Source organism: Pseudomonas sp. PvP089, from assembly GCF_017875165.1.
Classification (GTDB): domain Bacteria; phylum Pseudomonadota; class Gammaproteobacteria; order Pseudomonadales; family Pseudomonadaceae; genus Aquipseudomonas; species Aquipseudomonas fortuita.
The window spans coordinates 3658337-3680417 of the sequence record NZ_JAGGME010000001.1 but is presented as its reverse complement, the minus strand read 5'-3'; the positions used below and the strand labels follow the sequence as shown (position 1 = coordinate 3680417).

Annotated in this window: 21 protein-coding genes; 8 read left to right on the top strand and 13 right to left on the bottom strand. The window is 60.6% G+C overall.

The genetic code is table 11. From position 1 onward, the window contains the following. Positions 1-69: 69 nt before the first annotated feature. Positions 70-378 (top strand): hypothetical protein, encoded by a 309-nt coding sequence (locus tag J3A71_RS16815; protein ID WP_096426013.1) that lies wholly within the window; start codon positions 70-72, stop codon positions 376-378. On the opposite strand, the gene J3A71_RS16810 is transcribed toward J3A71_RS16815, so the two are convergent. From J3A71_RS16810 to J3A71_RS16800, 3 genes are all read right to left on the bottom strand, one after another. After that, a complete protein-coding gene (locus J3A71_RS16810; protein ID WP_096426955.1) occupies positions 365-595 on the bottom strand; it encodes a hypothetical protein in 231 nt (76 codons plus the stop codon). The genes J3A71_RS16815 and J3A71_RS16810 overlap by 14 nt on opposite strands. Before the next feature lie 158 nt (positions 596-753). Continuing rightward, the gene (locus J3A71_RS16805) at positions 754-954 is read right to left on the bottom strand and encodes a hypothetical protein (protein ID WP_023048166.1); all 201 of its coding nucleotides are present in this window, start codon (positions 952-954) and stop codon (positions 754-756) included. A 114-nt stretch (positions 955-1068) separates the two neighbouring features. After that, positions 1069-1383: a hypothetical protein gene (locus J3A71_RS16800; protein ID WP_016486684.1), complete on the bottom strand. Its 315-nt coding sequence runs from the start codon at positions 1381-1383 to the stop codon at positions 1069-1071. A 231-nt stretch (positions 1384-1614) separates the two neighbouring features. On the opposite strand from J3A71_RS16800, the gene J3A71_RS16795 reads away from it, so the two are divergent. Further along, complete coding sequence (locus J3A71_RS16795) at positions 1615-1974, top strand: hypothetical protein (RefSeq protein ID WP_016486685.1); 360 nt, start codon at positions 1615-1617, stop codon at positions 1972-1974. 85 nt (positions 1975-2059) lie between these two features. Here J3A71_RS16795 and J3A71_RS16790 read toward each other — a convergent pair whose 3' ends face one another. The 3 genes from J3A71_RS16790 to J3A71_RS16780 all read right to left on the bottom strand — a co-directional run bounded on the left by J3A71_RS16790 (position 2060) and on the right by J3A71_RS16780 (position 5503). Continuing rightward, complete coding sequence (locus tag J3A71_RS16790) at positions 2060-3241, bottom strand: hypothetical protein (protein ID WP_096426014.1); 1182 nt, start codon at positions 3239-3241, stop codon at positions 2060-2062. A gap of 51 nt (positions 3242-3292) precedes the next feature. Then, positions 3293-3772 (bottom strand): VOC family protein, encoded by a 480-nt coding sequence (locus J3A71_RS16785; RefSeq protein WP_016486687.1) that lies wholly within the window; start codon positions 3770-3772, stop codon positions 3293-3295. 111 nt (positions 3773-3883) lie between these two features. Next, entirely contained in the window at positions 3884-5503 is a 1620-nt protein-coding gene (locus J3A71_RS16780; protein ID WP_023048165.1) for an NADP-dependent glyceraldehyde-3-phosphate dehydrogenase, read from the bottom strand. A gap of 479 nt (positions 5504-5982) precedes the next feature. Here J3A71_RS16780 and J3A71_RS16775 point away from each other — a divergent pair, with 479 nt between their 5' ends. From J3A71_RS16775 to J3A71_RS16765, 3 genes are all read left to right on the top strand, one after another. Further along, on the top strand, positions 5983-7137 hold the full coding sequence (locus J3A71_RS16775) for a hypothetical protein (protein ID WP_023048164.1): 1155 nt from the start codon (positions 5983-5985) through the stop codon (positions 7135-7137). Between the two features lie 73 nt (positions 7138-7210). After that, the gene (locus J3A71_RS16770) at positions 7211-8329 is read left to right on the top strand and encodes a glycosyltransferase family 61 protein (protein ID WP_016486690.1); all 1119 of its coding nucleotides are present in this window, start codon (positions 7211-7213) and stop codon (positions 8327-8329) included. Positions 8330-8371: 42 nt separating this feature from the next. Beyond that, positions 8372-9160 (top strand): AraC family transcriptional regulator, encoded by a 789-nt coding sequence (locus J3A71_RS16765; RefSeq protein ID WP_095117148.1) that lies wholly within the window; start codon positions 8372-8374, stop codon positions 9158-9160. Here J3A71_RS16765 and J3A71_RS16760 read toward each other — a convergent pair. Then, the gene (locus J3A71_RS16760) at positions 9153-9734 is read right to left on the bottom strand and encodes a LysE family translocator (RefSeq protein WP_016486692.1); all 582 of its coding nucleotides are present in this window, start codon (positions 9732-9734) and stop codon (positions 9153-9155) included. The genes J3A71_RS16765 and J3A71_RS16760 overlap by 8 nt on opposite strands. A 271-nt stretch (positions 9735-10005) precedes the next feature. On the opposite strand from J3A71_RS16760, the gene J3A71_RS16755 reads away from it, so the two are divergent. Beyond that, positions 10006-11577, top strand: a complete 1572-nt coding sequence (locus J3A71_RS16755; RefSeq protein WP_096426015.1) for a TerC family protein — start codon at positions 10006-10008, stop codon at positions 11575-11577. On the opposite strand, the gene rarD is transcribed toward J3A71_RS16755, so the two are convergent. Continuing rightward, the gene (gene rarD, locus J3A71_RS16750; protein ID WP_024717647.1) at positions 11540-12427 is read right to left on the bottom strand and encodes an EamA family transporter RarD; all 888 of its coding nucleotides are present in this window, start codon (positions 12425-12427) and stop codon (positions 11540-11542) included. The genes J3A71_RS16755 and rarD overlap by 38 nt on opposite strands. A 33-nt stretch (positions 12428-12460) precedes the next feature. After that, positions 12461-14047 carry an EAL domain-containing protein gene (locus tag J3A71_RS16745; RefSeq protein ID WP_016486695.1) on the bottom strand — a complete coding sequence of 529 codons (1587 nt, stop codon included), beginning with the start codon at positions 14045-14047 and terminating at the stop codon, positions 12461-12463. Between the two features lie 299 nt (positions 14048-14346). Here J3A71_RS16745 and hppD point away from each other — a divergent pair, with 299 nt between their 5' ends. Further along, a complete protein-coding gene (gene hppD / locus J3A71_RS16740) occupies positions 14347-15423 on the top strand; it encodes a 4-hydroxyphenylpyruvate dioxygenase (protein WP_016486696.1) in 1077 nt (358 codons plus the stop codon). Between the two features lie 22 nt (positions 15424-15445). Here the strand turns inward: hppD and J3A71_RS16735 are convergent, their stop codons facing one another. Together J3A71_RS16735 and J3A71_RS16730 are read right to left on the bottom strand one after the other, a co-directional pair. Beyond that, on the bottom strand, positions 15446-16252 hold the full coding sequence (locus tag J3A71_RS16735) for a CSS-motif domain-containing protein (RefSeq protein ID WP_016486697.1): 807 nt from the start codon (positions 16250-16252) through the stop codon (positions 15446-15448). A 132-nt stretch (positions 16253-16384) separates the two neighbouring features. Next, positions 16385-17071 carry a type 1 glutamine amidotransferase domain-containing protein gene (locus J3A71_RS16730; RefSeq protein WP_096426016.1) on the bottom strand — a complete coding sequence of 229 codons (687 nt, stop codon included), beginning with the start codon at positions 17069-17071 and terminating at the stop codon, positions 16385-16387. A 182-nt stretch (positions 17072-17253) separates the two neighbouring features. Between J3A71_RS16730 and J3A71_RS16725 the strand changes: the two genes are divergently transcribed. Continuing rightward, entirely contained in the window at positions 17254-19317 is a 2064-nt protein-coding gene (locus tag J3A71_RS16725; protein ID WP_016486699.1) for an ATP-binding protein, read from the top strand. Between the two features lie 6 nt (positions 19318-19323). Here the strand turns inward: J3A71_RS16725 and J3A71_RS16720 are convergent, their stop codons facing one another. After that, a complete protein-coding gene (locus tag J3A71_RS16720; protein ID WP_096426017.1) occupies positions 19324-20937 on the bottom strand; it encodes a response regulator in 1614 nt (537 codons plus the stop codon). 80 nt (positions 20938-21017) lie between these two features. Then, positions 21018-22073 carry a HEAT repeat domain-containing protein gene (locus J3A71_RS16715; RefSeq protein ID WP_016486701.1) on the bottom strand — a complete coding sequence of 352 codons (1056 nt, stop codon included), beginning with the start codon at positions 22071-22073 and terminating at the stop codon, positions 21018-21020. Positions 22074-22081: the final 8 nt, after the last annotated feature.

Below are 22081 nucleotides of genomic sequence, written 5' to 3'. Positions count from 1 at the left end.
CCGTGCCCGCGATAATCCACGCATTTGGATGGAGAACACTGGGTGGAAGCAAGAAGCGCAGTCGCCGAAATGTTCATTGGGATCCCGACGCATTTCTGGGTGTTGCCCGTTGCCGGCCTGGTTGCGTACTACGGGCTGAAGGGTGCCGCCAGGTTCAGCAATCGTAGCACCCTGCTGCAAACATCGACTTACCTGCTATTGTTGGCCTTGGCGGTGCTGCCCAACGGCTTTTATGCCTTGTTCCCACCCACGCCCGACCCGGATGTGCTGTTGAATCACGCGCCATTGCCCAACTACGCGGGGCGTTTCTACCTGGATGCGTTCTACGTCTTCAGTGGCTGGGCGCTGAGCAAAGTGGTGAAGCTCAGGTTGAGCTGAAGCTAGCACCTCCAATGTCGTCGATTTTTGCAGCGACAGCGCGCAACTCGTCTGCTACCACATTGATGGACCTGATGTGCGCCGTGACATCAATCTCGCTCTGCGAACTGGCACGCGCCTCCATGAACCTGGCGTGGCCACTCATGGCCTGACTGAGCTTTTCCAGATGATCGGCTGTTCTGACCAGATCGGACTTGATGCTGAGAAGCGTTTCCATGGTGCTAAAGGCCTTCCGTGTCTGTTGCTTCAACCGTTCCATGAGCATCGCCTCAGGGCAGGGTGAAACGCAACAGATTTGTGGAAAGCGCAGCCTTGCCCGAACGCTGGAGCGCTTGTGCGACCCTTATGGTGGGGCCGGTGCGGCTTGAGGGGGGCTCAGCTGCTTTCCTGCACCTGTAGCACCGAACCCTTGTCGTCGGTCACCAGCAATCCACTGGTGCGGGTGCCGTCTAAGTGTTGCTCGGCAAGTGGCACATCCGAGGACCGAAAGATGCTACGGCCCTGTTCACCGGTTTTAAGGGTGACGAGTTTGCCGTTCTGGTAGAAGAAGCGCGTGATGTTGGCGTTCTTTTGCATGGTGTGTATTTCCTGGCCGAGTCGCGGTGAGGTGCCCCATTGGCAGTTCACTTTCTCAACGTTCGGCTACCCATGCTACTGGCAGAAATATCAGGTGCCCACCAGTGAGCCCGCTCAGGCTTCGTCCTGCAACCGCCCGGGGCTGAAGAAAAACGAGGCCACCACCACCGCTGTGATCACGCCTGCTGCATCTGCAATAAACAGCAGCAGAGCACCTGGACCACCAAGCGCCAGGTGCTTGCCCAAGGCAAAGTCCACACCGTGCGGGCATGCGGCGATCGTTAGCAGCATGGCAGCCAGCAGGCCAGAGAGGAGCCTCATGTAGACGCTGCCGAATGCCAAGCCATAGGCCCAGAACACGAAAATACAGAGCACGGCCAAGCCGGTGGAGGTTGCATATTGGGCGAGTATTTCCAGCCACCAGAGCATGGGGTTCTCCTGAACAAAGCCGGCCGGTGTTGCCGTTGCCTGATGTTGATGAGAAGCAGGGCAGAATGACTTCGTTCCCTGGATTCAAACAATTAATTGCAGTGACCGGGCGCCAGTAAACAACCCGCGATGTGATGGTGTTGTCACTGGCGCGTCGTTGCTGTGTCAATGGCGCGAAAATTCACCAGCAAGACCATGGTTGGTTAGAAACTTTGGACAACCCTCGTTAGAATGCAGCGTATCCCTGACGGCCAATTGCAAATGCCTACTTTTCGTATCTTCATCGCTTCTGCGTTAGTTGCCAGCCTTGCTGGCTGCGCGACGCCCGGCAAACCCACTGCCAGCAAGCTGACCAAAAAAACGCCGCAGGTGTACGCCGCCTGTGTCCTGCCCAAGTGGCAGGTTCTGGCACCCCAGGCCACGCAGAAGTCGATTGCCCACGGGTATCGACTGACGGCATCCAGTGCGGTGGCAAGTGACGATGTACTGGACGTGGTTGACTCTCGTGAAGGCAGCCGCGCGACCTTCTACAAGGGCAGCTTCCTGTCTGGCGACAAATTGCGCCAGGCTGCCAAGGACTGCCTGGACTGAGTCAATAGCCCGGGATCCTGGGGCCGCCTTGCATCCCTGTCGCGACACATGACTGTGCCTGCCCGGGGCATGTACCGGTCGCAATTCAGCGTTCGCGCATGAAGAAACCGGCAACAAACTTGCGGAAGGTTTCCAGGCTCTTGAAGTCGGCGTAGCGCTTGAAGTTTTCGGTGTCCGGCTCGGGCCCAATCGGCTGTTCGAGGAGCGACACTGACAATACCCGGTCCTGGTCCGAGGTCATCACCAGCTCATCCATCACCTGGCCGCCGATCACCGGCCGGCGCATTTGCACCTTGACGCTCTTGCTGGCCATCCAGTCGATCAGCGACACCAGGGCCTTGAGTGGCTCGCGCTCTTCATCGCGGTACACCGGGAACAGATGCGCGCGCGATAGCACCGGCACGCTGGCCACATGGATCAGCTCATAGAAATGGCTACCGGCGCTGGTCGGCGAGTAGATCATCAGTGCCAGCAACGGCCCGCTGGTACGGCTACCGCCCCAGTACAGGTGGTGCCCCTGGAAGTCGAAGCCGTCTTCACTGCGATTGTTGAACAGCTTGCGCCCTTTGATCTGGTCGACGCAGTCCAGCATCAGCCCGTGGCGGCGATGGTTGCCGAACAGTGTGGATTCACGCAGCCGGGACTTGAGCATCATCATGTGCTTCATGTCCAGCCGGGTTTCCAGGTAGTTGCTGGCAGGTATCCGCTCCAGCAGCGGGTAGCGACTGGCCACGCTGCGCAATTCGGCAAACTGCGTGGTCAGGTCCTTCTTCAGATGAGTGGCGTAAAGGTTGAGGCCGCTGGTCTCGATCCAGGTGAGCAGCAGCGACAGCAGGCGCTGTTGCTCGCGCCGGTCGTTGCCATCGCTTCCGGCACTGGCGGTACCGGCGCGAAAGTCACCCATCAGGCGCAGCGGCGTGTCGGGCGGCAGCCAGGCGGCAGGTGGTGCGGGATCGTCTTCGCGTTCGGCGGCTTCCCGCTCGTCTTTGGTAAACGGGCAACCAGGGGCATGCTCGGCAGTGCCCGGGTTGTTCTTGAGGAACAATGTGCCGGTATTGCCGTTAAGGGTGACATTGAGCACCGGCAGGGCGTCGTTGCGGCAGTCGCAGCCCAGCCATTGGTTGGCGTTGCGAACCTTCATCAGTAGCTGGTTCGCCTGCAGCAGGCGCGGGCCGACGAGGCTGCCGGTGGCAAAACCGACCAGCAGATCCTCTTCAGCGGGGGTCAGGCTGCGCACCTGCGCAGCGGTTTTGTCGATGATTCGCATGAAGCAGCTCCAGGCTACGAGCCTCAAGCTTCAAGCAAAGTGGCGCCGCTTTCAACTTGCCGCTGGGTTACCGCCGAACATCTTCGCTGCGCGGGCGCGAATTTCGTCAGGGCTCAGGTCCTCCTTGTGGGTCGAGACGAACCAGATATTGCCGAACGGGTCTTTCAGGGTGCCACTGCGGTCGCCATAGAACTGGTCGGTCAAGGGGTGCAACTGCGTGCCGCCAGCCGCCAGGGCTTGGGCGTAGACCTTGTCGCAGTCCTCGACATACAGGTGCAGGCCCACGCCTGCGCCGCTGAGCTTCTGGCTGGCGGTAAGGCCGCCTTCCATGTCGCAGGGGTCGCCCAGCATCAGCGACGAATCACCGATCTTGAGTTCGGCATGGCCCACACGGCCACCAGGAGCATCAAGGCGGAACATTTCGACCGCACCGAAGGCCTTCTTGTAGAACTCGATGGCCTTGGCGGCGTCGTTGATGGCCAGATAGGGGGTGATGCTGTGCTGGCCTTCGGGGATGGGTTTGACTGCCATGTTCGACTCTCCGTTGCAGTGGGCGCCGGATGGCGCCCTGTTGCTTAGAGTCGTTTGCGCCGATGGACAATCGACAATGCCGCTAGATCGATTTTCTATAAAGCGCGGCCGTCAGAAGATGTAGTCGGTGGTCAGGAAGCTCGACTGGCGATTACGGATGATTTCGCTGATCAGTTCTTTGTTGGCCTCCTGGAAGCGGGTGGCGACCAGGGTGCGGATGGAGAACACGCGCAAGGCGTCATGCACAGACAGAGTGCCTTCGGCGCTGTTCTTGCGGCCGTTGAACGGGTAGGTGTCGGGGCCGCGCTGGCACTGCGCGTTGATGTTGATGCGCCCGACCTGGTTGGCGAAGATGTCGACCAGGCTACCGATGGTCGCCGGATCGTTGCCGAACAGGCTCAACTGCTGGCCGTAATCGGAGTCCAGCACGTAGTCGATGACGGTTTGCAGGTCGCGGTAGGGCACCACGGGTACCAGGGGGCCGAATTGCTCTTCGTGGTACACGCGCATGTCGTTGTTAACCGGGTACAGCAAGGCCGGATAGAAGAACGAGCCGCGGCTTTGCCCGCCACCTTCGTTGAGCACGCGTGCGCCCTTGGCCGTGGCATCGGCGACCAGGCCGTCAAGGTAGTCGACCTTGCCGGGCTCCGGCAATGGCGTCAGCGCGACGCCCGGTTCCCAGGGCATGCCGGGCTTGAGCGCGGCCAGCTTGCGCTGGAACTTGTCGAGGAAGGCGTCGACCACGTGCTCGTGGACGAACAGGATCTTCAGCGCTGTGCAGCGCTGGCCGTTGAACGACAGCGCGCCGGTAACCGCCTCTTCGACAGCGTTGTCGAGGTCGACCTGCGGCAACACGATGCCTGGGTTCTTGGCATCCAGGCCCAGCGCAGCGCGCAGGCGATGCGGGCGTGGGTGCAGCTTTTTCAGGTCGCTGGCTGCCTTGTGTGTGCCAATGAAGGCGAATACATCGACCTTGCCGCTGGCCATCAGCGCGCTCACCGTTTCCCGGCCGCGGCCATAGATCACGTTGATCACCCCCGGCGGGAAACTGTCGCGGAAGGCTTCGAGCAACGGGCGGATCAGTAGCACACCGAACTTGGCCGGCTTGAACACCACGGTGTTGCCCATGATCAGCGCCGGGATCAGGGTGGTGAAGGTTTCGTTCAGCGGGTAATTGTAGGGCCCCATGCACAACGCCACACCCAGCGGCGCGCGGCGGATCTGGCCGAGGGTGCCTTGTTCCAGCTCGAAGCGGCTGGAGCGGCGGTCGAGGTCCTTGAGGGCATTGATGGTGTCGACGATGTAGTCGCAGGTGCGGTCGAATTCTTTTTCTGAATCCTTGAGGTTCTTGCCAATCTCCCACATCAGCAGCTTGACCACGGCCTGGCGCTGCTCGCGCATACGGGCCAGGAAGTTTTCGACATGCTGGATGCGTTCGGCCACACGCATGTTCGGCCAGGCACCGCGGCCCTTGTCGTAGGCCTGCACGGCGGCGTCGAGGGCCGTAAGGGCGGTGTCCGCGTCGAGCAGCGGGGCGCTACCCAGTACCACCTGGCGTTCCTCTGCGCCCTCCTTCAGCCATACCGGGCTGCGCACCGTGGCCAAGGGGCCGTCCCACTGCCTGAGTTCGCCGTTCACCAGGTAGTCGCGTTGTTCCATTGGGGCTCCCAGGCGCCAGGTTTCCGGAATGTTCTCGGCGCTGGGGAAGAGTGAATCGAGCAGACGGTCCATAGGTACTGCACCTCACATTGCGGGGCTGGTTCAAAGCAGGGTGAATCGCTTCAGCATGGAGCATGCACCGGCTGCCGGCAAAACACCAGTCTGGCTCAATCGGGCCGTGGGTGCTTGCCAAATGGCCCGGCAGCCACCGCAAAAGCGTTCAGGCATGTCGACGTTTCTTTTATGCAAAGAAGATATCAAATGCTAATTATCAATAGCCAAGTGGTAATGAAAGGCCGTGTGCGTCGGCACGCTTATAGCAAACTTGCAATTGGCTTGGGTTTTCACGCAGGAAATTTGACGCCATCAAACTTGATCTAAAGTCAGCTAGAAGCCGCTTGCCAAAGCGTTTGCAGGCATCTTAAATTGTTACTGAATGTGATAAGCAAGTTTCAGGGCAAACTATAAAAATCAAAGCGTTAAGTGTTTTTGCTGATTTTTTCTCTTTTTCAGATAGACCATAAAGCCCTTCAAAGGACGTCGAAGAAAAAATGAAAGAGACCTTGACGGCTGTGGCGCGAAAGCTCCTGTCACCCTCCCAGCGCTACGAAATGAGGCTGTTGGCAAGCAAAGTGCGAGAAATGGCGGCGCGCGCCTGTTTCTGGCGCTGGGAAGTAGCGAGGTTTCGGCTACAGCAGGAGAGCCCCTACGAAATTCTTTACATCGGCCGCAAGCAACAGCGGGAAATGGCCAAGCTGCTGATCGGCGGCAAGGGCCAGGGCAGTGCTTCGATCGTAGAAAGTGCAAGTGCCACGGCGGCTGCAAACCATGTAGTGGTCATCAGCGAAATACCCTCGTCTGGGGCGCTGTCAGTGCCGCATTACCTGAGCGCTGTAGTACCGTTGGGCCGCTCGCTGGAGGACATCACGGCGCGCTACGACAGCGAACTGCGGCGCAGCATCCGCAAGAACCGCCCGCTCTACCAGATGCGACAAGCCCTGTCGGACGACGAGATCGCCATGGCAGACCGCGAGCTGCTGCGCCCCTATGCCACCGCCAGGCAAGGTATCCATGCTGCGCAGTTCCCCACGGAAGAAGTGTTCCGCATTGCCAAAAGCGTCGGCCGGCTCGACCTGATTACCTTGGGTGATGAAGTGATCGGCTGCCACTTGGGTTGTGAAGTGGTACGCGGGGGCAAGCGGTACTGGAGCACGTTGCGTTTCGGCTACTGCGAGGCAGTGTTCAGTGATGCCAAGAGGTTGCGTGAGGTGAATTCGATCACCACCTTCATGGCGCTTGAGTGGGCACTGCAGCAGGGCTTCGATTACTACGACATCGGGCTGTGCCTCGCGCGCCCGGACGACGGCCTGCTGAAATGGAAGCGCCGTCGCGGGGGAGACATCGACTCGTTGGGCAACCATGCCTATCTGTTTGTCCGCTTGCCAAAGACCGGCACAGCCAAGTTCTTGTGGGATACGCCGATGTTCGCAGTGGAGGGCGACAAACTCACGCTGCACTTGGGGTTGCCGGATGGCCCGAGCGATGAGGAGGTTGCCAGCCGATACCACGAGATGGTGTTTGGGGGGCTGCACAAGATTTATCTCTACGGTGGCAATGGTGCGGGTGAGCCCTTCGTGGAAACCCTGCGCAGCCGTTATGCCAGCGTGCAGTCACCGCCCACCATGGAAAGAGTCACGTGCAACTGAGTGACTGCCAGGGATGCATTGATCTGGCGCTCTACGCCAGGGTTTAAACTTCGTCATCAGGGGAGGACGCTTCATGGGGAGCGACATCTCGCAGTTCAGTGCATCGTCCGCGGCCAAGCAGCACACCTGGACCTTGGCCGCCTATCGTTACATGGCGCGCAAGCGGCTGGGCAAGAATACCGCCATCGACCTCAAGAGCATCGCCACCAGGAGTTGGGACATTGCTCCAGGCGAAACCACTGTGTCCCCGGCGGCCATTTTCCTGCCTGGCCAGCTGGAACGGGTAACGGGCTGGGAGGGCAAGCGTTTTTACCCCTACGTGCACCCCGCTCGCACCATGGAGGGTGGCATCAGCACATTGCAAGGGCCAACCCGCGGCTACCTGATCAAGGATGTGTGGCTGGTCGATGGTGCGTTGTACAAAGGCAAGGCCAGCCACTGGCTGTCGCTCAAGCCAAGTACCTTCCCGACCATCATCGTTGACAACGAAATAGACCGCGCGGCCATCTACTGCACGCAAAACGGCAATTCGTGGTTCGGCACCTGGCTGATGGAAGATTGCCCAACCTATGCGCTGGCCTGCAATGAGGGCATACCGGTGACCACCGCACCCTCGGCCAGATACCCGCTGTTTACCCAGGCCCCGGCCTATGAAGACTGGCTGGGCATGAAGCCACTGCGCCTGCGCAGTGCGTTTTTCCGTGAGCTGGTGCTGTTCGATGATCAGGGCAACAACCGCAGCCGGCATGCCCGCTACCGGGCCATGGGGGATAAATTGCTGTCGCACGTGCCGCATGCCCCACATCCTGGCGTGTTCCTGCTGCGTGGCGGCGACGGCGACCTGCGCTTGTTGCGCAATGAGCTGGAGCTCGCCGAGCACCTGCGTGTCACCCGCGGTTTCCGTGTTGTGAACCCGCTCAAGTCCGATGTGCCGAGTATTGTTGCAGCCTGCGCCGGGGCAAAAGTGGTCATTGGCGTGGAGGGCAGCCAATTGGTGCATGGGGTAAATGTGCTGCAGCCCGGTGGTAGCCTGCTCACCTTGCAGCCGCCTGACCGGTTTGTGAGCTACTACAAATACCTGACCGATCGCGACCATCAGCATTTCGCTTTTGTGGTCGGGATTCCGGATGGCGATGGTTTCCGGATCGATATCGAAGAGGTGGAGCGCACGCTGGACCTGCTTCCACGGTAAACGTGTAGTATCGGTGAATGTCAGCATCAAGTGGGCAAGGGGATGATCGAGGTTTCGCGGTTCTGGCGTGATCATGCATTGCCCTTTGTCGAAGCCCGGCGGGTAGGGGACGGGCGCCAGGTGTGCTACGCCGCGCACTCCCATGAGAGCTTTTCAATCGGCGTGATCACGGGTGGGCGAAGTACCTACCTCAACGGCGACCTGCGCATCCAGGTAGGGGCCGGTACCACCGTGCTGATGAACCCGGGTGTTGTGCATGCCTGCAACCCCATCGACGCTGAGCCCTGGTCTTACCTGATGCTGTTCGTCGATATGTCCTGGCTACAGGCGCAAGGCTTTAAATTGCCTACGCAGACCTGGAGCAGCTCGCCTGCGTTGTACCAGCGGTTGTTGCAGGGGTTCGCTGACCTGTTCGATGCGGGCGTGCCTGATCGGGAAGGCCGCTTGGCAGAACTGTTTGGCGCATTGCCGGACTTTCTCGGCGCCAACGCCCAGGCGAGGGCCGAAGGCAACCCGCGGCTGAGCGCGGCAGCAGCGTTCATACGTGCTCATCGCACCGATCCACTGAGCCTTGAAGATATCTGCACAGCGTGCGGCCTGTCGCGCGCCTATCTGATTCGAGCCTTCCGCCAACATTATGGGCTGACACCGCATGGCTACCTGCTCGACCAGCGTGTTCAGCTGGCCAGGGCGCAGTTGCGTCAGGGGCGGGCGATTGCCGAGGTTGCGCAGGAGGCCGGGTTTGCAGACCAAGCGCACTTGCAGCGGGCTTTCAAAAAGCATCTGGCGGCGACGCCGGGTCATTATCGGAATGCGGCTGGCGTCAGATAACCAGGTAGACAGCACTGCCCACCAGCAACACCGCCAACCCTCGATTGAGCAGGCGCAGGTGCCGTGGGTTGCCCAGGTACTGGCGAACCACGCTGCCAGCCCATGCCCAGCTGGCCACCGAAATGAAACAGATCGGCCCGTAGATCCAGGTGAACAACCACAGCAAGTGCTGCTCACCACCGGTATAAGCGCCGACCCCGGCCACTGCTGCCAGCCAGGCCTTGGGGTTCAGCCATTGCATCGCCGCGCCTTGCCAGGCCGAGGGGGCGGGTGTCGAGTGCATGCCGGTCAGTTGGCCATCATCGCGCGCAAGTTTCCACGCCATGTACAGCAGAAACGTTACCCCGCCCCAGTGCAGCAGCTGGCCCATCAGCGGCCAACGCACCAGCAGCTGGTGCAAGCCCAGCCCGACCAGCACCAGCAACAGGCAGAAACCCAGCGTGGCGCCAGCCACATGTGCCAGGCTGGCGCGTAGGCCATGGTTGGCGCCGCTGCTCAGGGCAATGATGTTGACCGGGCCGGGGGAAATTGACGCCGCCAGTGCGAAGGCGGCCATGGACATGGACAGGCTCATGAGAAAGATCCGGTGGTGGGAAGGAGCCATGATTTTCAGCTGCTGGCGGTCGACGGTATTGAAGAAAAGTACCTACAAAAATACAGACTCAAATTCCTTTAAGGTTTTGTAATAGTTTTGCGCTATCAGATAAACCTGCTGTGCTTGTACGATTCTTGTCCCAATTTGCTATCAAGGTCTATATGAGCACCTTCGCGGAGCCCCCCAGTTTCTGGCCATTCAGGCCGTCCCCCCTCCGTCCTCGTGACGCTTCGCTCGTGAGTACCCGCTAATGGAATGGCTAGCCGACCCCACGGCCTGGCTAGGCCTGTTGACGCTTATCGTCCTCGAGCTGGTGCTGGGTATCGACAACCTGGTGTTTATCGCCATTCTGGCCGACAAGCTGCCGCCCCATCAGCGAGACCGCGCGCGGGTGATCGGCCTGAGCCTGGCGTTGATCATGCGCCTTGGCCTGCTGGCCAGTATTTCGTGGATGGTCACCCTGACTGCGCCGCTGTTCGAGGTGTTCGACAAGAGCTTCTCGGGCCGTGACCTGATCATGCTGTTCGGCGGTGTGTTCCTGCTGTTCAAGGCCACCATGGAGCTGCACGAGCGCCTGGAGGGCCATGTCACCCAGGCAAGTGGCACGCTGCGCCATGCCGCATTCTGGCCTATCGTCGCTCAGATCGTGGTACTGGATGCTGTGTTCTCGCTGGATGCGGTGATCACGGCGGTGGGCATGGTCGAAGAGCTGTCGGTGATGATGATCGCGGTGATTTTCTCGATCGGTATCATGATCGTTGCCAGCAAGCCGCTGACCCGCTTCGTCAACGCCCACCCCACGGTGATCATGCTGTGCCTGGGCTTCCTGATGATGATTGGTTTCAGCCTTACCGCCGAGGGCCTGGGCTTCCATATCCCGAAAGGCTACCTGTACGCAGCGATCGGCTTCTCGATCCTGATCGAGCTGTTCAACCAGTTGGCGCGTGCCCGTCGCAAGCGCAGCTTGCAGCAGCACAGGCCGCTGCGTGAACGCACCGCACATGCCGTGCTGCGCATGCTGGGCGGCCGCCGGGTCGAGGCTGACGAGGTGGGCGAGGAAATCGCCGACATGGTTGAGGGTGGCGAGGAACAGGTGCTGTTCGACCGCCGTGAACGGATCATGATCAGTGGCGTACTTAACCTGGCCGAGCGGCCTATCCGAACGGTGATGACCGCACGTGCCGAAGTCGATGTGATCGACCTGGCGCAGCCGGCCGAAGCCATCACGCAGGCCTTGGCCAATTCGCCATACTCGCGCCTGCCGTTGATTCGTGATGGCCGTGTCGACGAACCGCTGGGCTTCGTGCACAAAAAGGAGCTGCTCAAGGAGTTGTTGTCGGGCAGCCATCCGGACCTGGAAGGCATGGCACGGGCGCCGTTGAACCTGCTGGAGAGCTTCAGCATCCTCAACGCCCTGGAGCAGATGCGTGGTCAGTCGACCCACATCGCCTTCGTGATCAACGAGTTCGGTGACTTCACCGGCCTGTTGACCATGACCGACATTCTTGAATCGATTGCCGGTGAGCTGCCAGATGCCAGCGAAGTTGAAGGCCCTGGCATTGTCCAGGAGGGTGAAGGCTTTGTGGTGAGCGGTGCACTGAACCTGAGCCAGGTACAGGCACGTACCGGCTTCAGCGCACGTGCCACCGACGATTACCAGACCCTCGCGGGCCTGGTCATGAGCCTGCTCGATCGCCTGCCGATGGTGGGTGACCGCCTGGTGTGGAATGGCTGGACGCTCACCGTGGAAGCGGTTGAAGAGCGGCGGGTGCGCCAGGTTCGGCTTATACCGAGCGGCGACGCTGGCGCAGCAGGTGCTTGAAGCCTTCGAGCACCAGTACCAGCACCGCGGCCCAGATCGGCAGGTAAGTCAGCCACTGATCCGGGCCGATGGTTTCACCCAGCAGCAGCGCGACCCCCACCAGTAACACCGGCTCGACGTAGCTGAGCAGGCCGAACAGGCTGAATGGCAGCAAGCGGCTGGCCAGCACGTAGGCGATCAGGGCTGAGGCGCTGATCGCCCCAAGGACGGGGATCAAGGCATAAAGGCCTGGGTGGGCCTGCAGGTCGCCAGACGACAGCGGGCCCTGGATCACGAAGTAGAGCGCCCATGGCAGCAGCAGGCACATGTCGCACCACAGGCCACCCAGGTGGTCAGTGCGGCAACGCCGGCGCAGTACGAAATAGATCGGGTAGCCGATCGTCACCAGCAGGGTCTCCCAGGCAAAACTGCCATTTTGGTAGAGCTCGTGGCCTACGCCCAGCGCGGCGCAGGCCACGGCGACCTTTTGCAGCCGCGACAGGCGCTCGCCATACACCAGCCGCCCGGTCAGGACCATGGCCAGCGGCAGCAGAAAGTAGCCCATCGACACTTCCAGGCTGCGCCCGTGCAGGGGGGCCCAGAGGAAGAGCCACAACTGCACGCCCATTAACCACGACGTACCGACCATGCCCAGCAACAGCACTGGCGTACGTTTTACCCGGGCCAGCAGCTCGCCTACCCGTTTCCAGTCTTTCGACACAAGCATGAACAAGGTGAGGCAGGGCAGTGTCAGCAGGGTGCGCCAGCCAAAGATCTCTTCGCCATCGAGTGGCGTGAGCAGCGAGGTATAGAAGTACATCACAGCGAACAAACAGGACGCCATGACCGATGAAACAATGCCTTTTGACACGAGTGCCTCGAATAGGGGAGTTGAGCGGCTGGATCAGCCGCGCATGATCTCAGGGGGCGCGTCTTGCGGCAACCGTGACGCGCCCGGATGTGCGGTCAGTGCCTCAAGGAACTGCGCCGCCGGCATGGGCCTGGCGAACAGGTAGCCTTGCTGGAAGTCCACGTCATGGCGGGCCAGGTAGTCGCGCTGGGTGTCGGTTTCGACACCTTCGGCAACGATGCCAAGGCCAAGTTTGGCTGACAGCTCGATGATGGTTTCGAGAATGTGCAGCGACAGCGCGTCGCCGCCGATCATGGCGACGAAGCTTTGGTCGATTTTCAGGTAGTCGACCTTGAACTGGCGCAGGTAATTGAGGCTTGACTGCCCGGTGCCAAAATCATCAAGTGCAATCATCACCCCCATGGCATGCAGCTTCTCGAACAGTTCCAGGGTCACGGGGGTGGGTTCGATCAGCTTGCGCTCGGTCAGCTCCAGGGTCAGCACCACCCGGCCGGGCGGAAAGTGCTGCAGGAAGGTGCGGCAGTCGTCCAGCAGGCGCAAGTCACGGCAGTGGTCGGCGGTAATGTTGACCCCGATGTGGAAACCGTCCCCCAGCAGCCCGGCATAGGGCGCGAGGCTCTGGGCAGTGTGCATCATCAGCGATCGGGTCATCGCGACTATCTGCCCGCTGTGCTCGGCATAGGGAATGAACAGGTCAGGGCGGACCAGGCCTTCTCGTGGGTGGTTCCAGCGCATCAGCACTTCGGCACCGGCCCAGCGGTAATCGCCCTTGCGCACCACCGGCTGGAAGTACGGCAGGAATTCGTCTGCCTGCAGGGCCCGATCCAGTTCGGCGCGGGGTGAGGTGGCGCGGCGAATCTGCCAGCGGCAAGCCAGTGCGGCCACGGCACCCAGCACCAGCAGCAGGCTGAGCAGGGCAGGGTAGTGGCTGCGCAGCAGCTGTCCTTGCTTGTCGGCGCTGTAGCCGCCTTGCACGCTGAACGGGTAACGCGTCGAGCCCAACAGCACATTGGCGCTGGCGGCCGCAGGGGGCACGCCTTTGTGTACCACGCCATCCTTGCCCATCCAGGCATCGCCCACGCGTATTTGCAGGTCTTCATCGGGGCCGATCAGGCGCAGTGCTGTCAGCAGGTGGTCGCCATCGACCGTGGTGATTGCGCCGTGGTCGCCGTCGCTGGCGCGGTACACCAATAGCGGATGCCCCGGGGTGACCGAGTTGCCGTCCATCAGCCACAGTTTGCCGTCTGTGTAGTCGCTAGCGTTGACCGGCTCGTCGAATTCGCCGAACAGCGAGGTGCAATAAAGGTTGTTGTGCCTGAACAGGTTGGTCGAGCGTACGAAGGCATTGCGAGTTACCTGGGCACGCAGCATAAGCTTGGCCTGGTCGCAAGGGAGGGTAGTCAGGGGCAGGAGCGCATTGGCAGCGCCGGACAGGTTGTCGAGGATGCGTTCGAGATGCTCCACCGCTTGGCGTGTGGTGGCCTGGCTGTTGGTCTGCATCTCGCGCTCGACCTGCCAGTTCATCACGGCAAGGCCGCACAATACCGGCAGCACGCCGACGACCCAGGGCAGCAGGTTGCGCCAGCCCAGGCGGGCGCGGCGTTTAGCGGTAAGGGGCATGCTGGAATAATCTGTGTTGAGGGTAACGAGAGAATAGCCGCTTGTCGGAACGGGGGGGCAACTAAAACGCGACAAACGTTTTTACGCAATGTAGAATCCATTTACGAATACAACAATAAGGTCCTTCAATTCCGAAGGATCAAGCCCGCCGAGAATGGGTCCATATGACATACCATGGGTTCAAGCTGATCATAGGTGACTACCTCGCCCGCAGCGTGCGTGGTATCCCTTGCTCCCCGCCATTTCTGTTCTACATCCCGCGCAATCTATAATTTTTCGCTGCAGATGAGGACACGAACATGGCTGATATCTTTGAAAATCCAATGGGCCTGATGGGTTTCGAATTCATCGAACTGGCTTCGCCTACCCCTGGCGTACTCGAACCGGTGTTCCAGATACTGGGCTTCACCAAGGTGGCTAGCCACCGTTCCAAGGATGTGCACCTGTACCGCCAAGGTGGCATCAACCTGATCCTGAACAACGAACCCAAGAGCATCGCCTCGTACTTTGCCGCCGAACACGGCCCGTCGGTGTGCGGCATGGCGTTCCGCGTGCGCAATGCCCATGAGGCCTATGCCCGAGCTCTGGAACTGGGCGCCCAGCCGGTGGAAATCGAAACCGGCCCGATGGAACTGCGCTTGCCGGCGATCAAAGGCATCGGTGGTGCGCCGCTGTACCTGATCGACCGCTTCGACGAAGGCAGCTCGATCTACGACATCGACTTCAACTTCATCGAAGGTGTGGACCGCAACCCGGTGGGTGCCGGCCTGAAGATCATCGACCACCTCACCCACAACGTGTACCGCGGGCGCATGGCCTACTGGGCTGGCTTCTACGAGAAGCTGTTCAATTTCCGCGAGATCCGCTACTTCGATATCAAGGGTGAATATACCGGCCTGACGTCCAAGGCCATGACGGCTCCCGATGGCATGATCCGTATCCCGCTCAACGAAGAATCGTCCAAGGGCGCCGGGCAGATCGAAGAGTTCCTGATGCAGTTCAACGGCGAAGGTATCCAGCACGTGGCCTTCCTTACCGACGACCTGCTCAAGACCTGGGACGCCCTGAAAGGCTTCGGCATGCGCTTCATGACGGCGCCGCCGCAAACTTACTACGAAATGCTCGAAGAGCGGTTGCCTGGCCATGGTGAGCCGGTCGACCAGTTGCAAGCTCGCGGTATCCTCCTCGATGGTGCGTCTCAACCTGAAGACAAGCGCCTATTGTTGCAGATTTTCTCGGAAACCCTGCTCGGCCCGGTGTTCTTCGAGTTCATCCAGCGCAAAGGGGATGATGGCTTTGGCGAAGGCAACTTCAAGGCATTGTTCGAATCCATCGAGCGCGACCAGGTACGCCGTGGCGTGCTGAGCACCGACTGAACCTGCTGGAGGGGCGCCGCCATCATGCATGCTCGGTGGCCGCCCCACGCCTGTGGGCCCGTGCCCTGAACAAACCCAGGTAGACAATCGAGGCGGTCGCGATCCCTACCAGCGTCAATGATGGAACGATCTGCATCATCGACTGGTGGATTTCCTGTGCGGTGAAGCCCTCGGCGTAACCGCCTTTTACCCTGTATCCATACCTGGAAGACACCGCGCTTGCAAAGAACTCGGACTGCGAGGGGCGCTGTGCGTCACGGCTGTCGCCTTGGCTCCAGATGTAGCGGTCGTCGAACTCCAGCAGCAGTGTCAGCCCATCCTGAAAACCATCCAGTTCGCTGCGTAGCTGGGTGGCATAGGCGGTCACGATCACGCTACCGTTCATGCCCTGCAAGTGATAGTTGACAACCAGCTTGCGGCGTTTGTCGGGTTGCCCGTAGGACAGTTCGACCTGTTTGCCGGACAAGGCAAAGGACGATAGGTCTTCCAGGGAATCTGAAGTACTGCTGCAATAGGCCTTGTTACTTTCGACCAGGGTAAGCGACCTGAGCATGGAGCGGCTCATGACCTGTTCCTGCAGCATTTTTTTGACGCTGTCGCAAGCTTGGCCTGCAAGCGGCAGGGTACGCTGGGCAGCTTCATGCATGCGGTTCAGTGCCTGGTCAACGCTGAATACCGCCTCCTTGACTGAGATGGTCGCGTTTTCCGCAAGCTTCATTTCCAACTGGACAATCATCACCAGCAAACCTGAAACCACAGGCACCAGGGCCACCGTAGCAAGTAGCAGCAGCTCCCGCAGGCGACGCCCGGCGTGCATGATTTTCAACATAGCGCAATCGCTCTCCGGCCTAGCTGTTCGAGGTGTACAGCTGAGCCATGAGCCTAAGCGTTCATTTGATCGGCCGGCTGTAGTCCGCGTGCAGTTTGCGGGGCAGGAAAACCAAAAGGCTGATGTAAGGCTTTATCTACCGTCGAGTTTTGCCAGTACTTTGTCCGCGAGCAGTGCAGTGGAGGCAGGGTTCTGCCCGGTGATCAGCTGACCATCCCCGATCACGTAGGGTTTCCACGGGTCCTCATGTTTGCTGTATACCCCACCACGGCCACCTAGCTCGTTTTCTGTCAGGAACGGCACTATGTTGTCCAGTTCGACCAGTTTTTCCTCAATATTAGAAAACCCGGTCACCTTGCGGTCTTTAAGCAGCAGGCTGTTGTCGCTGAGCTTGATATTGAGCAGGCCGACTACGCCGTGGCAGACCGCGGCAACGATACCCCCTTTCTCGTAGATCCTGCGTGCCACCTCTTGCAGCGGCTGGTTATCGGCGAAGTCGTACATCACACCGTGGCCGCCGGTGTAGTAGATGACGCTGTATTCGTCGGCTCTTACCTGGCCAGGGCTCAAGCTTGTGCCCAGCCGCGTCATGAAACGCTTGTCGTCATACCATTGCCAGTCCAGGTCGGGGGCCATCTGCAGGCTGTGTGGGTCGACAGGGACGTAGCCACCCTCAGGGCTTACATAATCGACCGTGTAGCCGGCCTTTTCGACTTTTTCGACAAAGTGCACCGCTTCACCCAGCCACAGCCCGGTCGCCCGATTCAAGGTCGGATACTTGGCTGTATTGGTCAGCACTACCAGCATTTTCTTGCTCATGACCATGCTCCTGTCGGCAACCTGAATGGGCCGTTGCTCCCTGGCCCAGGGGAAAACCTAATCAGCATAGCTGCCAGGCGCAAGTCCGCCATCGTGCGCAGCTTGTGCTGTGCTAACGTGAACGAACCCCTCCGGGGCAGCCTCGGAACCGAGGTAATCTACGCATTGGTGGAGTAACGCTATTGCCCGCACACGGTACGCCGCGCAAGCCTGCGCGGGAGCTCACCTTGAAAACGCCCGTATCGGCACCGCTCGATCTGATGAGCCAACGAATTGCGCAGTTCGACTGGGGGCACACATCACTTGGGCCGTTGCCACGTTGGTCGGCCTCGTTGCGCATTGCCGTCGACATGATGCACTCGTCACCGTTTCCTTGCGCAGTGGTCTGGGGGGCAGACCTCTGCGTGGTGCACAATGATGGCTACCGGGCGCTGCGGGCCGCCAGGCCGGATGCGCTGGGCAATGCGTTCGATGCGCTCTGGAGTGACCTCTGGGAGGCAATGGGGCCCTGGGTATTCAAGGCGCTTGAAGGGCGTTCGAACTTTGTCGAGGACCAGCCCCTGCTCGTCTGCGTCGAAGGCAACGAGCCGCTGTGGTGCGCGTTCGGTTATGCACCCCTGCGCGATGAATTTGGAAACGTGGCGGGGTTTCTGCACAAGGTGATCGAGACCACGGCCAGTGTGGAGGCGTACCATCATTGGCGTGAGCAGGTGCAGGGCTATGAACGACAGATAGCGCGCCATGTGGCCGAGCGCGAGCAGATCTGGCAACTGTCCCCGGATGCAATGATGACGGTTACCCCTGAACTCAAGCTGCATGCCGTTAACCCCGCCTGGTACCGCATTCTGGGCTGGTCCGAGGAGCAGGTTCACGATGTGCCGGTGCTGGAGCTGGTGCATCCGGCGGATCGCGCCGAGGTACAAGTGGCAGTCTCCGGGTTCCTGCAATACCGCAATACCGAGCAACTGGAGACGCGCTTGCGTCACTGCGATGGCCATTATCACTGGTTCCGCTGGAGTGCCCGGTTCAATGGCAGCCTGTTGACGGCAGTCGGTCGGGATATCACCGAAGACCGCGAAGAGGCCGCGCGTAAGTCTGAAGCGCTGATGCGCAATAGCGAACGCATGGAGGTGGTTGGCCAGTTGGCCGGCGGCATGGGCCATGAGATGAACAACCTGCTGTCTGGCATCGGTGGCAGCCTGGAACTGCTGCAGCGGCGCCTTCAGGATGGCCGCCTGGAGCGTGTTGACGCCTATTTGGAGGTCGCTCGCGAATCGGTCTTACGCGCCATGGAACTGACCCATCGCCTGCTGGCATTCTCTCGGCATCAACCGCTTGCACCCAAGCCCCTGGACTTCAACCGGCAGTTGCGGCTAAGCGAGCCGTTGCTATTGAAGACGCTGGGCGCAGAGATGCGCTTGCACTGGCAACTGGATGTCGCGCCGTGGGCCGTATGCCTTGACGTTACCCAACTTGAAAATGCCTTGGTCAACCTCTGCGCCAATGCCCGGGAGGCCTGCCTGGAACGTGGCAATGTCACTGTACGCAGCGTCAACGAGCGGTTGACGGCCAGCTTCCCTGATGAAAATGGGCTGCCGCCAGGCGACTACGTTGCCTTGCATGTGGAGGACGACGGCCACGGCTTTTCGACGCGCGACATTGCCAGGGCTTTTGAGCCGTTCTTCACCACCAAGCCCATCGGCCGTGGTTCCGGGCTTGGGCTATCGATGGTGTATGGTTTTGTCGGTCAATCGGGGGGATACGCCTGGATCGAGTCGAGCCCGAATCAGGGGGCCAGGGTTTCCATGCTTTTCCCAAGGTGCCACGACCCGGCACCCGAAGCGCCGAAGCCAGTGCAACGTTCCCAGCGCATGGCCCAGGGTGAGCGCCTGTTACTGGTCGATGACGAGCTGAACTTGCGTGCCGTGATGCGCGAGTACCTGACTGAACGCGGTTTTGTGGTCACTGATGCGAGTGACGCCAATGCTGCGCTGGAGCGCTTTCGCCTTGATGGCCCCTTCGACCTGGTGATTACCGACATCGGTTTACCCGGCGGCTTCAGTGGCCGGCAAGTGGCCAAGGCCATGCGCATGCAGCTTCCTTCGCAGAAGATCCTGTTCATCACCGGCTACGCTGACCATCCTGTTGAAGCGCAGCTGCTTGATCAGCCGGGAACGGCATTGATGAACAAGCCGTTTTTGCTGGCGGACCTTGCCGATCAGGCGCTAAGCATGCTCGAACAATGACGGGGTTCAGGGGCGGCCCAGAATCTGCGTGACCTGCGTCTGCAAGTCTTTCAGTTCGAATGGTTTGCAGATCAAGTGCATGCCCGTGCCCAAAAAACCCTCGCGGGCCATGGCCGTTTCCGCGTAGCCGGTGATGAACAGCACGGGCAAATGTGGATGCAGGCTGCGGGCAATTTCGGCCAGTTGACGGCCATTCATACCGGGCAGGCCGATGTCGCTGACCAGCAAATCCACGGGTTGAGAGGAGCGCAACACCTTGAGCCCTTGGGTGGCGTTGGCCGCGCTGCGGCAGGGGAAGCCGCTCTCACGCAGTGCCTGGCACAACAATTGGCGCACATGGGGGTCGTCTTCGACCACCAGCACGTGACGGCCCTGGCTCTCCTGCACAGGTATCGGCTTGCTTGGTGCCGTTGCCTGGCCGATATGGCGCGGCAGGTACAGGTCTACCCGAGTGCCCAGGCCAATCTGGCTGTGCAGTGCGAGATGCCCGTGAGACTGCCTGCTGAAGCCGTAGACCATCGACAGGCCGAGGCCGATACCCTGGCCGATCGCCTTGGTACTGAAAAACGGCTCGAAAGCGCGCTCAAGGGTGCTTTGCGCCATGCCCTGGCCGTCATCGATGATGCTCAGGCGCAGGTAGTCACCAGGACACAGAGCTCCACTGGTGAACTGCTTGCTGGGGATATGCTGGTTGCTTGCCTCGACTCGCAGCTGGCCGCCACTGGGCATGGCTTCTGAGGCATTGAACAGCAGGTTGTCGAGGGCTTCCTGCAACTGTTTGGCATCAGCTTCTACGGGCCACAGGTCTTTGGCGGTATGCACGTGTAACGTTATGGCAGGGTTGAGGCAGGTTTTCAGGCGTTTCACCTCGAGCAGGCCGTGCAGGTCGACACGCTGGCTGTTCAGCGATTGACGGGAGGAGAAGGCCAGCAAGCGGTGGGTCACGCGAGCGGCGCGTGTTACTGCCTCACGTCCCATCCGCAGTACGCTGTCAAGGCCATCGCTGCGGCCTTGATGCAGGCGCCTTTCAATCAGTTCGAAGCTGCCGCCAATGCTGGTAAGCAGGTTATTGAAGTCGTGAGCAACACCCCCGGCCAGTTGGCCAATGGCTTCCATCTTGCGTGTCTCGTAGCAGGCGAACTCGCTGGGTTTGTGTTCCTTCTCTGGCGGCACTCCCAGTGTGTTCAGGCGCTGCTGCAGGTCGTGCAACTGGTCGCGTGCAGCGTATTGCCGTCGTCGGTTGCGCAAGGCGGATCGGGTCATGTGCAGCAGTTGGTCGTTGTCGAACGGGGCGACCAGCAGCAAAAGATTGCCCACTGGGTGGTTGCCTGCACAAGCGGCCGACCAGGCACCCTGCATGAGCAGCACGATGGGCAGGTCCGACCAGCTCTGTTGCTGGTCGATGAATGCTTGCAGCAACGCACTGGGGCCGTTGTCGAACACTTGCTCGGCAATGATTGCCAGGCCTGCGCCTTCTGCCAGGCAAGTCTGCAGGTTGGACAGGTCAACGGTGCACAGGCTATTGATGCCGGCTGAGGCGAGCAGGCGCGAGGTATCCGCCGCTAATGGCGGGGGTGCCAGGATCAAGGCACGTTCATCCAGCGCCAATGAATGGGACAAAACGACTCTCCTGCAGGGGTGGCCTGATACCCACTGGACCCTTGGTAAACGGCCTGGGTTCAACAATAGTCAGATATTGCCTATAGGCCTTGCTGCAGTGCGGGGTCGTCCGGGTTCTGCCGTTCCAGCTCGGCCAATAGCACTTGAACGTTCTGCAATTGCCCGGTCTCTTTCCAGTACTGGATCAGCAGCACTCGAGCGCGGCGGTTGGCCGGCTCCCGGTTGAGCACGGTTTCCAGCTGCTTTTGGGCTGCGTCGAGTTGTTCCAGTTCGTGCAGAGTGACTGCCAGCGTATAGCGGTAATCGGCGTTGTCCGGGTCCAGTTCGACGGCGCGGGACAAGGCAAGCAAGGCGTATTCACGTTGCTCGTGGCGGATCAGCCAGAGCCCAAGCTCGTACTGCAGGAAGGCTGAGTCGGGGCTGAGTGCCAAGGCTTTGCCCAGGACCTGGCGCGAGGCATCGTGCTGGCCCTGACGCTCCAGCAAACGCACCTGGGTGGCCAAGGCGTCGAGGTTGCCGGGTGCAACGTCCAGCGCGCGCTGCAGGGCCGCGGCTGCCTGGGCGTAGTCGTTTTCGTGCAGGTACAGGCGGGCCAGGTGTACCTGGGCGTCGGCATCCTCGGGTTGTTGCTCGAGCGCCTGCTGGTAGTGTTCAAGGGCTGCCTGCAACGGGCCGAAGTACAGGCCGATAGCATCGGGGTCGAGGCCTAGCAGCGCATCCACGGCAGCAAAGCGCACGCTTTGTTCGTCGTCGTCCAGCAGTGGGCCGAGCACCAGGCTGCGCTGCGCCGCCGGCAGCAGGCGGCGGATACCGGAAATGGCCGCACGGCGCACCAGCGGGTCGGCATGCTCCAGGTCCTGGCGGGCGAGTTTCAATGCCTGGGGGGAGGGGTAGTTGGGTAACTCGGCATACAGTGCAGCGCGGCGGATAGGGGGCAGGTCGTCGCGTTGCAATTGCTGGTACAGCACGCGCGCAGCGCCGGGTTGGCCGTCATGGGCCTGGCGCAGCGCCTTGGCATAGCTGTGTGCAGGCAAGGTCGGCGGGGCTGGCTGCTCATCGCGCCACAGGTAACCGAACAGGGCCGATACCAGGATCAACAGCAGCAGGGCGATCAGGTAGCGGTTGCGTCTGTGCATCGGACGGT

What these genes read in the sequence shown, in the direction of transcription:
- J3A71_RS16815 (WP_096426013.1), top strand. Translation starts at nt 70, where the DNA reads ATGTTCATTGGGATCCCGACGCATTTCTGGGTGTTGCCCGTTGCCGGC.
- J3A71_RS16810 (WP_096426955.1), bottom strand. Translation starts at nt 595, where the DNA reads ATGGAAACGCTTCTCAGCATCAAGTCCGATCTGGTCAGAACAGCCGAT.
- J3A71_RS16805 (WP_023048166.1), bottom strand. Translation starts at nt 954, where the DNA reads ATGCAAAAGAACGCCAACATCACGCGCTTCTTCTACCAGAACGGCAAA.
- J3A71_RS16800 (WP_016486684.1), bottom strand. Translation starts at nt 1,383, where the DNA reads ATGCTCTGGTGGCTGGAAATACTCGCCCAATATGCAACCTCCACCGGC.
- J3A71_RS16795 (WP_016486685.1), top strand. Translation starts at nt 1,615, where the DNA reads ATGCAGCGTATCCCTGACGGCCAATTGCAAATGCCTACTTTTCGTATC.
- J3A71_RS16790 (WP_096426014.1), bottom strand. Translation starts at nt 3,241, where the DNA reads ATGCGAATCATCGACAAAACCGCTGCGCAGGTGCGCAGCCTGACCCCC.
- J3A71_RS16785 (WP_016486687.1), bottom strand. Translation starts at nt 3,772, where the DNA reads ATGGCAGTCAAACCCATCCCCGAAGGCCAGCACAGCATCACCCCCTAT.
- J3A71_RS16780 (WP_023048165.1), bottom strand. Translation starts at nt 5,503, where the DNA reads ATGGACCGTCTGCTCGATTCACTCTTCCCCAGCGCCGAGAACATTCCG.
- J3A71_RS16775 (WP_023048164.1), top strand. Translation starts at nt 5,983, where the DNA reads ATGAAAGAGACCTTGACGGCTGTGGCGCGAAAGCTCCTGTCACCCTCC.
- J3A71_RS16770 (WP_016486690.1), top strand. Translation starts at nt 7,211, where the DNA reads ATGGGGAGCGACATCTCGCAGTTCAGTGCATCGTCCGCGGCCAAGCAG.
- J3A71_RS16765 (WP_095117148.1), top strand. Translation starts at nt 8,372, where the DNA reads ATGATCGAGGTTTCGCGGTTCTGGCGTGATCATGCATTGCCCTTTGTC.
- J3A71_RS16760 (WP_016486692.1), bottom strand. Translation starts at nt 9,734, where the DNA reads ATGAGCCTGTCCATGTCCATGGCCGCCTTCGCACTGGCGGCGTCAATT.
- J3A71_RS16755 (WP_096426015.1), top strand. Translation starts at nt 10,006, where the DNA reads ATGGAATGGCTAGCCGACCCCACGGCCTGGCTAGGCCTGTTGACGCTT.
- J3A71_RS16745 (WP_016486695.1), bottom strand. Translation starts at nt 14,047, where the DNA reads ATGCCCCTTACCGCTAAACGCCGCGCCCGCCTGGGCTGGCGCAACCTG.
- hppD (WP_016486696.1), top strand. Translation starts at nt 14,347, where the DNA reads ATGGCTGATATCTTTGAAAATCCAATGGGCCTGATGGGTTTCGAATTC.
- J3A71_RS16735 (WP_016486697.1), bottom strand. Translation starts at nt 16,252, where the DNA reads ATGTTGAAAATCATGCACGCCGGGCGTCGCCTGCGGGAGCTGCTGCTA.
- J3A71_RS16730 (WP_096426016.1), bottom strand. Translation starts at nt 17,071, where the DNA reads ATGAGCAAGAAAATGCTGGTAGTGCTGACCAATACAGCCAAGTATCCG.
- J3A71_RS16715 (WP_016486701.1), bottom strand. Translation starts at nt 22,073, where the DNA reads ATGCACAGACGCAACCGCTACCTGATCGCCCTGCTGCTGTTGATCCTG.